Below are 14,271 nucleotides of genomic sequence, written 5' to 3'. Positions count from 1 at the left end.
ACGGCCTCAAAGCACACCCCTTCCCGAGGCTGTCCCGAAGATGTTGATCCTGCGCGGCGCTCCTGCCCTTTCTGCCTTTCGCCACAGCAAGCTCCTTGAGCAACTGAGCCAGAAGGTTCCGGCTGTCAGCGGCCTGTATGCTGAATTCGCTCACTTCGCCGAAGTTACCGGCGTCCTGACCGGCGACGAACAGCAGGTGCTCGCGCGCCTTCTGAAGTACGGTCCAAGCGTTCCGGTACAAGAGCCGACCGGTCGTCTGTTCCTGGTGTTGCCGCGTTTCGGCACCATCTCGCCATGGTCGAGCAAGGCCAGCGACATCGCTCGCAATTGCGGTCTGACCAAGATCCAGCGCCTGGAGCGCGGCATCGCCTTCTACGTTGCCGGCCAGTTCAGCGATGCTGAAGCACAGCTGATTGCTGATGCGCTGCACGACCGCATGACCCAGATCGTCCTGGGCAACCTCGAACAGGCTGCCGGCCTGTTCAGCCACGCCGAACCCAAGCCCCTGACCGCGATCGACGTGTTGGGTGGCGGCCGCGCCGCGCTGGAAAAAGCCAACACCGAGCTGGGCCTGGCCCTGGCTGAAGACGAGATCGATTACCTGGTCAACGCCTTCGTCGGCTTGAAGCGCAACCCGCACGACATCGAACTGATGATGTTCGCCCAGGCGAACTCCGAGCACTGCCGTCACAAGATCTTCAACGCCAGTTGGGACATCGACGGCGAGAGCCAGGAAAAAAGCCTGTTCGGCATGATCAAGAACACCTACGTGATGCACAGCGAAGGCGTTCTGTCAGCTTATAAGGACAACGCTTCGGTGATCGTCGGCTCGGTAGCCGGTCGTTTCTTCCCGGACCCTGAAACCCGCCAGTACGGCGCGGTGCAGGAGCCGGTGCACATCCTGATGAAGGTTGAAACCCACAACCACCCGACCGCGATTGCCCCGTTCCCGGGCGCATCCACCGGTTCCGGCGGCGAGATCCGCGACGAAGGCGCTACCGGTCGCGGTGCCAAGCCTAAGGCTGGCCTGACCGGTTTCACCGTGTCCAACCTGCAGATCCCAGGTTTCGAGCAGCCGTGGGAAGTGCCGTACGGCAAGCCCGAGCGCATCGTGACCGCGCTGGACATCATGATCGAAGGCCCGCTGGGCGGCGCCGCGTTCAACAACGAATTCGGCCGTCCGGCCCTGACTGGCTACTTCCGTACCTTCGAACAATCGATCACCACCCCGCACGGTGACGAAGTTCGCGGTTACCACAAGCCAATCATGCTGGCTGGCGGCATGGGCAACATCCGTGAAGAGCACGTCAAGAAAGGCGAGATCCTGGTCGGCTCCAAGCTGATCGTGCTCGGCGGCCCGGCGATGTTGATCGGCCTGGGCGGCGGCGCGGCTTCCTCCATGGCCACCGGTACCAGCTCGGCAGACCTGGACTTCGCTTCCGTACAGCGTGAAAACCCTGAGATGGAGCGTCGCTGCCAGGAAGTCATCGACCGTTGCTGGCAGCTGGGCGACAAGAACCCGATCAGCTTCATCCACGACGTGGGTGCAGGCGGTCTGTCCAACGCCTTCCCGGAACTGGTCAACGACGGCGACCGCGGTGGCCGTTTCGAACTGCGCAACATTCCAAACGACGAGCCGGGCATGGCCCCGCACGAAATCTGGTCCAACGAATCCCAGGAACGTTACGTTCTGGCGGTCGGTCCGGCTGACTTCGAGCGCTTCAAGGCGATCTGCGAACGTGAGCGTTGCCCGTTTGCCGTCGTCGGCGAAGCCACTGCCGAACCGCAGCTTACTGTCACGGATAGCCACTTCGGCAACAGCCCGGTGGACATGCCGCTGGAAGTGTTGCTGGGCAAAGCCCCGCGCATGCACCGTTCGGTGGTTCGTGAAAACGAGCTGGGCGACGATTTCGATCCGTCTACCCTGGACATCGGCGAGTGCGTCGAGCGCGTGCTGCATCACCCGGCCGTGGCGAGCAAGAGCTTCCTGATCACCATCGGCGACCGCACCATCACCGGCCTGGTGGCCCGTGACCAAATGGTCGGTCCGTGGCAGGTTCCGGTGGCCGACGTTGCCGTCACCGCCACCAGTTTCGACGTCTACACCGGCGAAGCCATGGCCATGGGTGAGCGTACTCCGCTGGCGCTGCTGGACGCTCCGGCGTCGGGTCGCATGGCCATCGGCGAAACCCTGACCAACATCGCCGCTTCGCGCATCGGCAAGATCTCCGACATCAAACTGTCGGCGAACTGGATGTCCGCTGCCGGTCACCCGGGTGAAGACGCACGTCTGTACGACACCGTGAAAGCGGTCGGCATGGAACTGTGCCCTGAGCTGGGCATCACCATTCCGGTGGGCAAGGACTCGATGTCCATGGCTACGCGCTGGAACGATGAAGGCGTCGACAAATCCGTCACGTCGCCAATGTCGCTGATCGTCACCGGTTTCGCGCCAGTCACTGACATCCGTCAGACCCTGACCCCGCAACTGCGCATGGACAAGGGCACCACCGACCTGATCCTGATCGACCTCGGCCGTGGCCAGAACCGCATGGGCGCCTCGATCCTGGCACAGGTTCACGGCAAGCTCGGCAAACAGGCTCCGGACGTCGATGACGCCGAAGACCTGAAAGCCTTCTTCGCCGTGATCCAGGGCCTCAACGCCGACGGTCACCTGCTGGCTTACCACGACCGTTCCGACGGTGGTCTGCTGACCAGCGCCGTGGAAATGGCCTTCGCCGGTCACTGCGGTCTGAGCCTGAACCTCGACGGTCTGGCTGAAACCTCCGCCGACATCGCCGCAATCCTGTTCAACGAAGAACTGGGTGCCGTGATCCAGGTTCGCCAGGACGCTACGCCGGACATCCTCGCGCAGTTCAGCGCTGCCGGTCTGGGTGAGTGCGTGTCGGTGATCGGTCAGCCGATCAACAACGGCCAGATCAACATCACCTTCAACGGTGACACCGTGTTCGAAGGCCAGCGTCGTCTGATGCAGCGCCAGTGGGCGGAGACCAGCTACCAGATCCAGCGTCTGCGTGACAACGCCGACTGCGCCGATCAAGAGTTCGACGTGTTGCTGGAAGAAGACAATCCGGGCCTGAGCGTCAAGCTCAGCTACGACGTCAACCAGGACATCGCTGCGCCTTACATCAAGAAAGGCATCCGCCCACAGGTTGCCGTGCTGCGTGAGCAGGGCGTCAACGGTCAGGTGGAAATGGCAGCAGCGTTCGACCGCGCCGGTTTCAACGCGATCGACGTGCACATGAGCGACATTCTGGCCGGCCGTGTCGACCTGAACGAGTTCAAGGGCCTGGTCGCTTGCGGCGGTTTCTCCTACGGCGACGTATTGGGTGCCGGTGAAGGCTGGGCGAAATCCGCGCTGTTCAACAGCCGTGCCCGCGATGCGTTCCAGGGCTTCTTCGAACGTAACGACAGCTTCACCCTCGGCGTGTGCAACGGTTGCCAGATGATGTCCAACCTCCACGAGCTGATCCCGGGCAGCGAGTTCTGGCCGCACTTCGTGCGTAACCGCTCCGAGCAATTCGAAGCGCGCGTAGCAATGGTGCAGATCCAGGAATCGAACTCGATCTTCCTGCAGGGCATGGCCGGTTCGCGTATGCCAATCGCCATTGCTCACGGTGAAGGTCATGCCGAGTTCGCCAGCGAAGAAGCTCTGCTGGAAGCCGATCTGTCCGGTTGCGTGGCGATGCGTTTCGTCGACAACCACGGCAAGGTCACCGAAACCTACCCGGCCAACCCGAACGGCTCACCGCGCGGGATCACCGGTTTGACCAGCCGCGACGGTCGCGTAACGATCATGATGCCGCACCCGGAGCGTGTGTTCCGCGCCGTGCAGAACTCGTGGCGTTCGGAAGACTGGAACGAAGACGCACCTTGGATGCGCATGTTCCGTAATGCCCGCGTCTGGGTTAACTGATAGCTGTGTACAAGCTCAGCTTTTTCGTTCCTGACAGTCATGTCGAGGTGGTCAAGAGCGCCGTATTCGCTGCCGGTGGCGGGCGGATCGGGGCTTATGACCATTGCGCCTGGCAGGTGTTGGGCCAAGGCCAGTTTCGTCCGTTGGATGGCAGTTCGCCGTTCATTGGCGAAGCGGGGCAGGTCGAGCAGGTCGAGGAATGGAAAGTTGAGCTTGTGGTAGCGGATGAGTTGATTCGTTCGGTGGTGGCGGCTTTGAAACAGAGTCACCCCTACGAGACACCAGCTTATGAAGTGTGGCGGTTGGAGGATTTCTGATCTTCTCGTCGCTTAAACAAAAAAACCGCTGAAAGCGATTTCAGCGGGTTTTTTATTGCCTTTAACGCACCCCCTGTAGGAGCTGCCGAAGGCTGCGATCTTTTGATCTTAAAAAATCAAGATCAAAAGATCGCAGCCTGCGGCAGCTCCTACAGGGTGCGTGTCGAACTTATGGGCGGATTTCGATCATCGTGCCATCCGGCACCAGGTTCCAGATTTCGCGCATGTCCATGTTGCGCATGGCGATGCAGCCATCGGTCCAGTCCAGGGTGTGGAACAGGTCTTCCGGAGTGTCTTCGGTGTCCGGGGTGCCGTGGATCATGATCATGCCGCCGGGCTCGACGCCTTCGCGGCGGGCGCGGGCGGAATCGCTGATGTTCGGGTAGGAGATGTGCATCGCCAGGTTGAAGCGGTCACTGACTTTGCGCCAGTCGACCCAATAGAAACCCTCCGGCGTGCGCTTGTCACCCTCCATCAGCTTCGGCCCCTTGGGGCGTTTGCCCAGGGAAATGCGATAGGTCTTCAGCGGCTTGCCGTCATTGATCAATTGCAATTGATGAGAGGACTTGAGAACCAGAATTTTCTCGATGGGCTTGCCGTTGAGCGTTTCCACGGCGGAAGCCTGGGACAGCGCTACAAACGACAAGCAAAACAGGGCAAGCAACCAGCGCATTGAAACGATTCCCCAAGAGGTGTCGCGACTATTTAGTTATAGATGTTTTTGCAAGGAGCTGCCGCAGGCAGCAATCTTTAAGCGCCTGCGACGGTGCCGAATTTGTAATCAAATAATTGCAGGCTGAGCCAGCGGCGGGATCGATTCTGACCGCACGGGGTAGACCTCGGTCCGACGGTCAGCGAAGAAGCATTCTAAGGTACGGCCCACCGTGCGGAAAGCCAACTCGGACCAAGGAATGTCGGCTTCGTCGAATAGTTGCACTTCCAGGCTCTCGGGGCCGGCAGAAAAGTCCAGGTCCGCCAGTTCGGCGCGGAAGAACACGTGCACCTGGCTGATGTGCGGCACGTCGATCAGCGTATAGATGCTCAAATTGCGCACCCGGGCGCAGGCTTCCTCGGCGGTTTCGCGGATGGCCGCCTGCTCGATGGTCTCGCCGTTCTCCATGAAACCGGCGGGCAGGGTCCAATAGCCGAGTCGCGGCTCGATGGCGCGTCGGCACAGCAACACCTTGGAGCCCCAGGTCGCCACGCACCCGGCGACAATATTGGGGTTCTGGTAATGAATGGTGTGACAGCTGTCGCAAACGAAACGCAGGCGCGAATCGCCTTCTGGAATGCGCTGGGTCACCGGGTTGCCGCACTGACTGCAAAATTTCATGCTTGGGTTCCTGAATGCTGCGCCTATCTTGGCGTGCGGCGGTGTCTGTCGGCAAGTTGTCGTTTCGCGACACGCCGCCATTCGGGGGGTTGGGCGACCGATGCGATTGGTGCATGATGCAGGGTAAGGCACAGATCGAGAACACTCATGCTGGACGAGCTACTGCATCGGGTAAGTAACCACACACCGCGAACGCTGGAGACCGACCGACGTTTCCCCGAGGCCGCCGTCCTGGTGCCCATCACTCGCAGTGATGAACCGGAGTTGGTATTGACCCTGCGTGCCAGCGGACTCTCAACCCATGGCGGCGAAGTCGCTTTTCCCGGCGGCCGACGCGACCCCGAAGACCCAGACCTGATTTTTACTGCCCTGCGCGAAGCCGAAGAAGAGATCGGCCTGCCGCCCGGATTGGTCGAGGTGATCGGCCCGTTGAGCCCGCTGATTTCCCTGCACGGCATCAAGGTCACCCCTTATGTCGGGGTGATTCCGGACTTCGTCGAGTACCAGGCCAATGATGCCGAGATCGCCGCGGTTTTCAGCGTGCCGCTGGAATTCTTCCGCAAGGACCCGCGTGAACACACCCACCGCATCGATTATCAAGGCCGCAGTTGGTACGTGCCGAGCTATCGCTATGGCGAGTACAAGATCTGGGGCCTGACAGCGATCATGATCGTCGAGTTGATCAACCTGCTCTATGACGCGAAAATCAGCCTGCACCAACCCCCGAAAAGCTTTATCAATACTTGAAGCCATCATTCGAATGGCCTGAACACGCCGCTGCCTGAGCCTTGAGGACAACACGATGAAATACCGCCTGGGCGACGCCCGTGTCGAGACCCACCCACAGAGCTGGGTCGCACCCAACGCCGTGCTCGTGGGCAAGGTCAAGCTGGAAGAGGGCGCCAACGTCTGGTTCAACGCCGTGCTGCGCGGCGACAACGAGTTGATCCTGATCGGCAAGAACAGCAACGTCCAGGACGGCACCGTGATGCACACCGACATGGGCTACCCGCTGACCATCGGCACCGGCGTGACCATCGGCCACAATGCCATGCTCCATGGCTGCACTGTTGGGGATTACAGCCTGATCGGGATCAACGCTGTCATTCTCAACGGCGCGAAAATCGGCAAGAACTGCATCATCGGCGCCAATTCGCTGATCGGCGAAGGCAAGGAAATTCCCGACGGCTCGCTGGTGATGGGTTCGCCCGGCAAGGTTGTGCGCGAGTTGACCGAACAGCAGAAGAAGATGCTGGAAGCCAGTGCCGCTCACTACGTGCATAACTCCCAGCGTTATGCCCGTGATCTGGCCGAGCAAGAACAATGACCGCTACCGAACGCCCAGTGGCATCGCCCTGCGTGAACATCTGTGCGCTGGACGACGATGACATCTGCACCGGTTGCCAGCGTACGGTAGAAGAAATCACCCGTTGGAGCCGGATGGACAACGAGGAGCGCCGCAAGGTGCTGGGGTTGTGTCATGAGCGGGCGAAAGCCAGTGGGTTGATCTGGATGTTGCCGACCAAATCCAATAATTGAATAGAGCGGGCTTTTGTGGCGAGGGAGCTTGCTCCCGCTGGGCTGCGAAGCAGCCCCAATCTGGTCAAGGTCATACATTTGACACACCGCGTCTTCCGGTTTTGGGACCGCTTCGCGCTCCAGCGGGAGCAAGCTCCCTCGCCACAGGTTATTTGTGTCCGAAGATGAAGTAATCTGTGCGCAAAATTGACAGGTGTTCCCACGCCCCATGCTCTTCCTGATCGCCTACATCAGCAGCGTCGTGCTGATCAACTACGCCTTCTCCACAGCCCCGCACCTGGACATCATCTGGTCGGCCTGGGGCGGGTTGGTGTTCATCCTGCGCGACATGGTGCAAACCCGTTTCGGCCACGGTGCCATCGCGGCGATGCTGGCGGCGCTGGTGCTGTCTTATGTCACGTCTGATCCGTCCATCGCCCTGGCCAGCGCCACGGCGTTCGCAGTCTCCGAGTGCATCGACTGGCTGGTGTTCAGCATCACCAAACGTCCTTTGCACGATCGCCTGTGGATAAGTTCAGCCCTGAGCATTCCCCTCGACACCTTTATCTTTTTCGGCATGATCGATGCGCTGACTCCCGGCGTGATCCTCACCGCCCTGGGCTCGAAGTTCGCCGGTGTGACTGCCGTGTGGCTGATCATGGCGTGGCGCCTGCGCAAACAGGCTGTCGTCGGCTGAAGTTCATGTAAAATGCCGCGCTTTCTCCCCATGGGAAGCGCGCATGGCGACGCATCCCTCGATGATCCGCTTCTTGAGGACCTGCAGATGACCCGTATCGGAACTCCATTGTCGCCGACCGCGACCCGCGTATTGATGTGTGGCTGTGGCGAGTTGGGCAAGGAAGTGGTGATCGAGCTGCAACGCCTGGGCGTTGAAGTGATTGCCGTGGACCGCTACGCCAACGCGCCGGCCATGCAGGTTGCGCACCGCAGCCACGTCATCAACATGCTCGACGGCGCCGCCCTGCGTGCCGTGATCGAAGCCGAGAAGCCGCACTTCATCGTGCCGGAAATCGAAGCCATCGCCACCGCGACCCTGGTCGAACTGGAAGCCGAAGGCTTCACCGTGATCCCGACCGCGCGCGCCGCGCAGTTGACCATGAACCGCGAAGGCATTCGTCGCCTCGCCGCCGAAGAGCTGGACCTGCCGACCTCGCCGTACCACTTCGCCGACACCTTCGAGGACTACAGCAAGGCTGTCGAAGACCTCGGTTTCCCGTGTGTGGTCAAGCCGGTGATGAGCTCGTCGGGCAAGGGCCAGAGCCTGCTGCGCAGCGTCGATGACGTCAAAACAGCCTGGGACTACGCGCAAGAAGGCGGCCGCGCCGGTAAAGGTCGGGTGATCATCGAAGGCTTCATCGATTTCGACTACGAAATCACCCTGCTGACCGTGCGTCACGTCGGCGGCACCACCTTCTGCGCGCCGGTCGGCCACCGTCAGGAGAAGGGCGACTACCAGGAATCCTGGCAGCCTCAAGCCATGAGCCCGATTGCCTTGGCTGAATCCGAGCGTGTTGCCAAAGCGGTGACTGAAGCGTTGGGCGGCCGTGGTCTGTTTGGTGTTGAGTTGTTCATCAAGGGTGATCAGGTGTGGTTCAGCGAAGTCTCGCCGCGCCCGCACGACACCGGCCTGGTGACCCTGATTTCCCAGGACCTGTCGCAATTCGCCCTGCATGCACGCGCTATTCTCGGTTTGCCGATCCCATTGATCCGTCAGTTCGGACCATCCGCTTCGGCGGTGATCCTGGTGGAAGGGCAGTCGACTCAGACCGCTTTCGCCAACCTCGGTGCTGCGTTGAGCGAGCCGGATACCGCGCTGCGCCTGTTCGGCAAGCCTGAAGTCAACGGTCAGCGCCGCATGGGTGTTGCATTGGCGCGTGACGAGTCGATCGAAGCTGCTCGCGCCAAGGCGACGCGTGCTTCGCAGGCGGTTGTCGTCGAGCTGTAAAAACCTTTTCGCGGGCAAGCCCGTATCTCTGTGGGAGCGGGCTTGCCCGCGAATGCGATCTGACATTCAACAAAGATGTCGACTGACACACCGCCATCGCGGGCAAGCCCGCTCCCACAGGTTCCGTGTCCGACCCGGCTTTACGGGTCCGCCTATAATTTGTGGATGCTGAAAATCCCTACTTCAACGCTCCGGGCCTGAACATGAATTCGCAAAGCATCATCGTCCCGAAAATCTCCACGCTGCCGGTGCACGAGCCCCGAGCCCGGGCGATCGTGCGGTGGCTGGTGCGCAAGAACATCATCGAGGAAGAGCTGACCACCTGCGGCCGCACCGGCAATCGCATGGCCCACGCCATCGCCGATGGCGCCCGCGCGGTGGTGCTGCACCCGGAAGCCTTGCCGTTTGGCGAGCCGGTCAATGGCCTGGAAATCGTCACCAAGCGCTGCATCTATACGCCGGCCAAGGGGTTTCTCAGTGAGGCCGGTTGCGCCGAGTGCCGCAAGGAAGTCGGTGAAGCGCTGTTTGAAAGTCTGGAAGACTGGATGCCGGGACGGACTGACAACTTCACTTGCCCGGAATGCGGGCATGAAGATGACATCAACGGCTTTCTGTTTTTGCAGGAATGCGGCTTTTCCAACCTGGGCTTCATTTTCAACAACTGGGCCGAAGCCGGGTTCAAGCAGAGCTTTCTCGACGAGTTTGCCGACTGGCTGGATCAACCCGTCAGTTGGGTAAAGGTCGAACTCTAAAAAACGCCGCATCCCCCTGTAGGAGCTGCCGCAGGCTGCGATCTTTTGACCTTGATGTTCAAAAACAAGATCAAAAGATCGCAGCCTGCGGCAGCTCCTACAGGAAGCGAAATTCCCGTATATCTGTAACATCGATAATAGACAGAGTTTTACATTGAACCCGAGGGGGTGTCTGACTATAATGGCGCGCTTCCATTTTCCCGCTCGGGAGCCCCCGCGATGCTGCGTATCAGCCAAGAAGCTCTGACATTCGACGACATTCTCCTAGTGCCCGGTTATTCCGAGGTGCTTCCTAACGAAGTCAGTCTCAAGACCCGCCTTACCCGTGGCATCGAGCTGAATATTCCACTGGTTTCCGCTGCCATGGACACCGTCACTGAAGCCCGTCTGGCAATCGCCATGGCTCAGGAAGGTGGCATCGGCATCATCCACAAGAACATGACCATCGAGCAGCAAGCTGCCGAAGTCCGCAAGGTCAAGCGTTACGAAGCCGGTGTGGTCAAGGACCCGATCACCATCGACGCCGACGCTACCGTGCGCGAGTTGTTCGAACTGACCCGCATGCACAACATCTCCGGCGTCCCGGTGCTGCACAATGGCGACCTGGTCGGCATTGTCACTTCCCGTGACGTGCGTTTCGAAAATCGTCTGGAAGCCACTGTCCGTGAAGTCATGACGCCGAAAGAGCGTCTGGTCACGGTCAAGGAAGGCGCCGACAAGAACGACGTTCGCGAGTTGCTGCACAAGCACCGCATCGAACGCGTGCTGATCGTCGACGACAAATTCGCCCTCAAAGGCATGATGACCGTCAACGACATCGAAAAAGCCAAGGCTTACCCGCTGGCCAGCAAGGACGATCAAGGTCGTCTGCGCGTTGGCGCCGCCGTCGGGACCGGTAAAGACACCGGTGACCGCGTCGCTGCCCTGGTCAACGCCGGCGTTGACGTGGTGGTGGTCGACACCGCCCACGGTCACTCCAAAGGCGTGATCGACCGCGTTCGCTGGGTCAAACAGAATTTCCCTGAAGTGCAGGTCATCGGCGGCAACATCGCCACCGGCGCTGCCGCCAAGGCTCTGGCCGAAGCTGGCGCTGACGCGGTCAAGGTCGGTATCGGCCCGGGCTCGATCTGCACCACTCGTATCGTCGCCGGTGTCGGCGTCCCGCAAATCAGTGCCATCGCCAACGTTGCCGCTGCCCTTGAAGGCACTGGCGTTCCGTTGATCGCCGACGGCGGCATCCGTTTCTCCGGTGACCTGTCCAAGGCCATCGTAGCCGGTGCTTCCTGCGTGATGATGGGCTCGATGTTCGCCGGTACTGAAGAAGCACCGGGCGAGATCGAACTGTTCCAGGGCCGTTCGTACAAGGCTTATCGCGGCATGGGTTCGCTGGGCGCCATGTCCCAGGCTCAAGGCTCCTCCGACCGTTACTTCCAGGACTCCTCGGCAGGCGCCGAGAAACTGGTTCCGGAAGGCATCGAAGGGCGTGTTCCTTACAAGGGCACCCTAAGCGCGATCATCCACCAGTTGATGGGCGGCCTGCGTTCCTCGATGGGTTACACCGGCAGTGCCGACATCGAAGAAATGCGCACCAAGCCTGAGTTCGTGCGGATCACCGGCGCTGGCATGGCCGAGTCCCACGTTCACGACGTGCAGATCACCAAAGAAGCGCCAAACTACCGCGTAGGTTGAGCCTTCAAGCAACAAGCTAAGCAACCGGGGCTGTTTTATTCAGCCCCGAGTTGTTTCTGAATCACGACTGTTTCTGAATGACTTAGACGAGACTGAATCATGGCCCTCGATATTCACGCTCACCGCATCCTGATCCTCGACTTCGGTTCCCAGTACACCCAACTGATCGCCCGCCGCGTGCGTGAAATCGGCGTGTACTGCGAACTGCATCCATTCGATATGGACGAAGATGCGATCCGCGAATTCGCTCCTAAAGGCGTCATCCTCGCTGGCGGCCCAGAGTCGGTCCACGAAGCCAACAGCCCTCGCTGCCCGCAAGCCGTGTTTGACCTGGGCGTTCCGGTCTTCGGTATCTGCTACGGCATGCAGACCATGGCCGAACAACTGGGCGGCAAGGTTGAAGGTTCCGAGCTGCGTGAGTTCGGTTATGCCCGCGTAGACGTGGTCGGCAAGAGCCGCCTGCTCGACGGCATCGAAGACCACATCGACGCTGACGGCCTGTTTGGCCTCGACGTATGGATGAGCCACGGTGACAAGGTCACCAAGATGCCGGAAGACTTCCACATCCTGGCCAGCACCCCGAGCTGCCCGATTGCCGGCATGTTCAGCGACGAGCGTCGTTACTACGGCGTGCAGTTCCACCCGGAAGTGACCCACACCAAGCAGGGCGGTCGCATCCTGTCGCGCTTCATCCTCGACATCTGCGAGTGTGAAGCCCTGTGGACGCCGTCGAAGATCGCTGAGGACGCCATCGCCCAGGTTCGCGCCCAGGTTGGCACCGACAACGTCCTGCTCGGTCTGTCCGGCGGTGTGGATTCGTCCGTGGTTGCCGCGCTGCTGCACAAAGCCATCGGCGACCAGCTGACTTGCGTGTTCGTCGACAACGGCCTGCTGCGCTTGCACGAAGGCGAGCAAGTGATGGCCATGTTCGCCGAGAACATGGGCGTCAAGGTGATTCGCGCCAACGCCGAGGACCAATTCCTCAACAACCTGGCCGGCGAAGCCGACCCGGAGAAGAAGCGCAAGATCATCGGTCGTACCTTCATCGACGTATTCGATGCCCAGTCCAACAAACTGGACAACATCAAGTACCTGGCGCAAGGCACCATCTATCCAGACGTGATCGAGTCGGCTGGCGCGAAAAGCGGCAAGGCCCACGTGATCAAGTCGCACCACAACGTGGGCGGCTTGCCGGAAGAAATGAACCTGAAACTGGTTGAACCGCTGCGTGAGCTGTTTAAGGACGAAGTCCGTCGTCTGGGCCTGGAACTGGGCCTGCCGTACGACATGGTCTACCGTCACCCGTTCCCGGGCCCGGGCCTGGGCGTGCGGATCCTCGGTGAAGTGAAGAAAGAATACGCCGACCTGCTGCGTCGCGCCGACCACATCTTCATCGAAGAACTGCGCAAGGCCGACTGGTACCACAAGGTCAGCCAGGCATTCGTGGTATTCCAGCCGGTGAAATCGGTTGGCGTGGTCGGCGATGGCCGCCGTTACGCTTGGGTTGTGGCCCTGCGTGCCGTGGAAACCATCGACTTCATGACCGCGCGTTGGGCACACCTGCCTTACGAACTGCTGGAAACTGTCAGCGGCCGCATCATCAATGAAATCGAAGGCATCTCCCGCGTCACCTACGACGTGTCGAGCAAGCCGCCGGCGACCATTGAGTGGGAATGATCCTGCACAAGCTTTGATGGCTAGATCGCAGTCACAACAAAAGCCGTGTGAAATCAGATTTCACACGGCTTTTTTGTCGGCGGGTTACAGCGGTTTCGACCAGCCGCCCAGCCTCAGGCCCATGTTGTCGAGGCCCTGTAGCAGTTCTTTGATGCTGTCATAGCGTTTTTCATTCACCGATGGCCAGTTCGGGCGCTCGATGTAGTAACGACCTGCATCGTCAATCTCGATGAGCGTACGCACGAGGGCTTTGGTGCGACTGCGATGCACCAGAAACAACAGCCCGGGTTGTTGCTTTAAGGTGTACATGCCGTAGCGCGGTAGCAGGGTTTCGATTTCCGACATGGATTGCGCCGTCCAGGGTGTTTCCATTTGCAGGCGCAAGTCTCCTTTGACCAGGGCAGCCTTACCGCTGAGGTTATCGCCAAAGTGCAGGACCTTGCCCGGATCGGGTTCGATCCCCGTGGAGGAGCCTTCGGCGACGTCTTCAACGCGAATACCAATGGCTTCTTCCAGCTCGCTGACGCCGGCAATGTTTTTGAAGGTGTTGGAGTGGGAGTTGCCCATCAGGGCCACCCATTTGTGAGCGCCGCGCATTGCCTGGTCGCTGCGAATGGTGGATCTGGCAAAGAAGTTCATCATTTTCTGCCGCGCTGTTTCATCGATGATGCTTTGCGCGCCGTTGGTGATCTCCATGCCCGTGACCCTGTAACTCGCCATGCAGTCGATGGCTTGCACGTTGACTCCCTGTTTTGCAGCTTCCCTGACCAGTTCAGTAAACGTGTAGCGTCCCAGCGGATCCGTCATGTTCCCGGCGTCGAGCGTCTTGAGGTAGCTTTGCAGTTCCCTGGACATCACCCCTGTTTTGAAGAGCGAATTCAGCGCGGCCTGATGGAAGTCGGTCAACAGGTGTTCCATGTACAGCGTCTTCACGTTTTTACTGGCCAGCAGCTCCATGTTTTCGATCAGCCATTGTTTGCTGCCGATACCAGCATGGCTTTCACCGATGATCAATCCGCGGGCATGTTCCAGACTCTTCTCGATGATTTCCTCGGCGCTGGCTTCGGGATTCAATGTCGGGG

General features: G+C 60.1%; 13 protein-coding genes. 10 read left to right on the top strand and 3 right to left on the bottom strand.

The genetic code is table 11. The features are described 5' to 3' along the window. Positions 1 to 40 precede the first annotated feature (40 nt). Together purL and KGB21_RS25050 are read left to right on the top strand one after the other, a co-directional pair. Positions 41 to 3,937: a phosphoribosylformylglycinamidine synthase gene (gene purL / locus KGB21_RS25055; RefSeq protein WP_223507032.1), complete on the top strand. Its 3,897-nt coding sequence runs from the start codon at positions 41 to 43 to the stop codon at positions 3,935 to 3,937. Positions 3,938 to 3,942: 5 nt separating this feature from the next. Continuing rightward, on the top strand, positions 3,943 to 4,254 hold the full coding sequence (locus KGB21_RS25050) for a YqfO family protein (protein ID WP_034150813.1): 312 nt from the start codon (positions 3,943 to 3,945) through the stop codon (positions 4,252 to 4,254). Between the two features lie 169 nt (positions 4,255 to 4,423). Here the strand turns inward: KGB21_RS25050 and KGB21_RS25045 are convergent, their stop codons facing one another. Together KGB21_RS25045 and KGB21_RS25040 are read right to left on the bottom strand one after the other, a co-directional pair. After that, complete coding sequence (locus tag KGB21_RS25045) at positions 4,424 to 4,927, bottom strand: murein L,D-transpeptidase family protein (RefSeq protein ID WP_034150812.1); 504 nt, start codon at positions 4,925 to 4,927, stop codon at positions 4,424 to 4,426. A 108-nt stretch (positions 4,928 to 5,035) separates the two neighbouring features. Then, positions 5,036 to 5,587, bottom strand: coding sequence for an NUDIX hydrolase (locus KGB21_RS25040; RefSeq protein ID WP_223507031.1), 552 nt, complete (start codon positions 5,585 to 5,587; stop codon positions 5,036 to 5,038). Positions 5,588 to 5,734: 147 nt separating this feature from the next. Between KGB21_RS25040 and KGB21_RS25035 the strand changes: the two genes are divergently transcribed. The 8 genes from KGB21_RS25035 (at position 5,735) to guaA (ending at position 13,189) form a co-directional block, all read left to right on the top strand. Next, positions 5,735 to 6,334 (top strand): CoA pyrophosphatase, encoded by a 600-nt coding sequence (locus KGB21_RS25035; RefSeq protein WP_034150810.1) that lies wholly within the window; start codon positions 5,735 to 5,737, stop codon positions 6,332 to 6,334. A 55-nt stretch (positions 6,335 to 6,389) separates the two neighbouring features. Beyond that, positions 6,390 to 6,914 (top strand): gamma carbonic anhydrase family protein, encoded by a 525-nt coding sequence (locus KGB21_RS25030; RefSeq protein ID WP_034150809.1) that lies wholly within the window; start codon positions 6,390 to 6,392, stop codon positions 6,912 to 6,914. Beyond that, a complete protein-coding gene (locus tag KGB21_RS25025; RefSeq protein ID WP_034150808.1) occupies positions 6,911 to 7,126 on the top strand; it encodes a DUF1289 domain-containing protein in 216 nt (71 codons plus the stop codon). The genes KGB21_RS25030 and KGB21_RS25025 overlap by 4 nt, the downstream gene beginning before the upstream one ends. Before the next feature lie 208 nt (positions 7,127 to 7,334). Further along, positions 7,335 to 7,802, top strand: a complete 468-nt coding sequence (locus tag KGB21_RS25020; protein WP_034150807.1) for a VUT family protein — start codon at positions 7,335 to 7,337, stop codon at positions 7,800 to 7,802. 87 nt (positions 7,803 to 7,889) lie between these two features. Beyond that, positions 7,890 to 9,071: a formate-dependent phosphoribosylglycinamide formyltransferase gene (gene purT, locus KGB21_RS25015; RefSeq protein ID WP_034150806.1), complete on the top strand. Its 1,182-nt coding sequence runs from the start codon at positions 7,890 to 7,892 to the stop codon at positions 9,069 to 9,071. Between the two features lie 203 nt (positions 9,072 to 9,274). Further along, complete coding sequence (locus tag KGB21_RS25010) at positions 9,275 to 9,823, top strand: sugar ABC transporter ATPase (RefSeq protein WP_223507030.1); 549 nt, start codon at positions 9,275 to 9,277, stop codon at positions 9,821 to 9,823. 219 nt (positions 9,824 to 10,042) lie between these two features. Beyond that, positions 10,043 to 11,512 (top strand): IMP dehydrogenase, encoded by a 1,470-nt coding sequence (gene guaB / locus KGB21_RS25005; RefSeq protein ID WP_034150805.1) that lies wholly within the window; start codon positions 10,043 to 10,045, stop codon positions 11,510 to 11,512. 99 nt (positions 11,513 to 11,611) lie between these two features. Next, entirely contained in the window at positions 11,612 to 13,189 is a 1,578-nt protein-coding gene (gene guaA, locus KGB21_RS25000; RefSeq protein WP_034150804.1) for a glutamine-hydrolyzing GMP synthase, read from the top strand. 84 nt (positions 13,190 to 13,273) lie between these two features. On the opposite strand, the gene KGB21_RS24995 is transcribed toward guaA, so the two are convergent. Further along, positions 13,274 to 14,271, bottom strand: a 998-nt coding sequence (locus KGB21_RS24995; protein WP_223507029.1) for a membrane-targeted effector domain-containing toxin, incomplete at its 5' end; no start/stop codon positions are given.

This window comes from Pseudomonas sp. GL-RE-29 (assembly GCF_019947275.1).
Taxonomy (GTDB): domain Bacteria; phylum Pseudomonadota; class Gammaproteobacteria; order Pseudomonadales; family Pseudomonadaceae; genus Aquipseudomonas; species Aquipseudomonas fluorescens_A.
This window is presented reverse-complemented; position numbering and strand designations above follow the sequence as displayed.

Excerpts from the sequence above, each read along its gene's own strand:
- purL (WP_223507032.1), top strand. The coding sequence starts at position 41 with ATGTTGATCCTGCGCGGCGCTCCTGCCCTTTCTGCCTTTCGCCACAGC.
- KGB21_RS25045 (WP_034150812.1), bottom strand. The coding sequence starts at position 4,927 with ATGCGCTGGTTGCTTGCCCTGTTTTGCTTGTCGTTTGTAGCGCTGTCC.
- KGB21_RS25040 (WP_223507031.1), bottom strand. The coding sequence starts at position 5,587 with ATGAAATTTTGCAGTCAGTGCGGCAACCCGGTGACCCAGCGCATTCCA.
- KGB21_RS25035 (WP_034150810.1), top strand. The coding sequence starts at position 5,735 with ATGCTGGACGAGCTACTGCATCGGGTAAGTAACCACACACCGCGAACG.
- KGB21_RS25030 (WP_034150809.1), top strand. The coding sequence starts at position 6,390 with ATGAAATACCGCCTGGGCGACGCCCGTGTCGAGACCCACCCACAGAGC.
- KGB21_RS25025 (WP_034150808.1), top strand. The coding sequence starts at position 6,911 with ATGACCGCTACCGAACGCCCAGTGGCATCGCCCTGCGTGAACATCTGT.
- KGB21_RS25020 (WP_034150807.1), top strand. The coding sequence starts at position 7,335 with ATGCTCTTCCTGATCGCCTACATCAGCAGCGTCGTGCTGATCAACTAC.
- purT (WP_034150806.1), top strand. The coding sequence starts at position 7,890 with ATGACCCGTATCGGAACTCCATTGTCGCCGACCGCGACCCGCGTATTG.
- KGB21_RS25010 (WP_223507030.1), top strand. The coding sequence starts at position 9,275 with ATGAATTCGCAAAGCATCATCGTCCCGAAAATCTCCACGCTGCCGGTG.
- guaB (WP_034150805.1), top strand. The coding sequence starts at position 10,043 with ATGCTGCGTATCAGCCAAGAAGCTCTGACATTCGACGACATTCTCCTA.
- guaA (WP_034150804.1), top strand. The coding sequence starts at position 11,612 with ATGGCCCTCGATATTCACGCTCACCGCATCCTGATCCTCGACTTCGGT.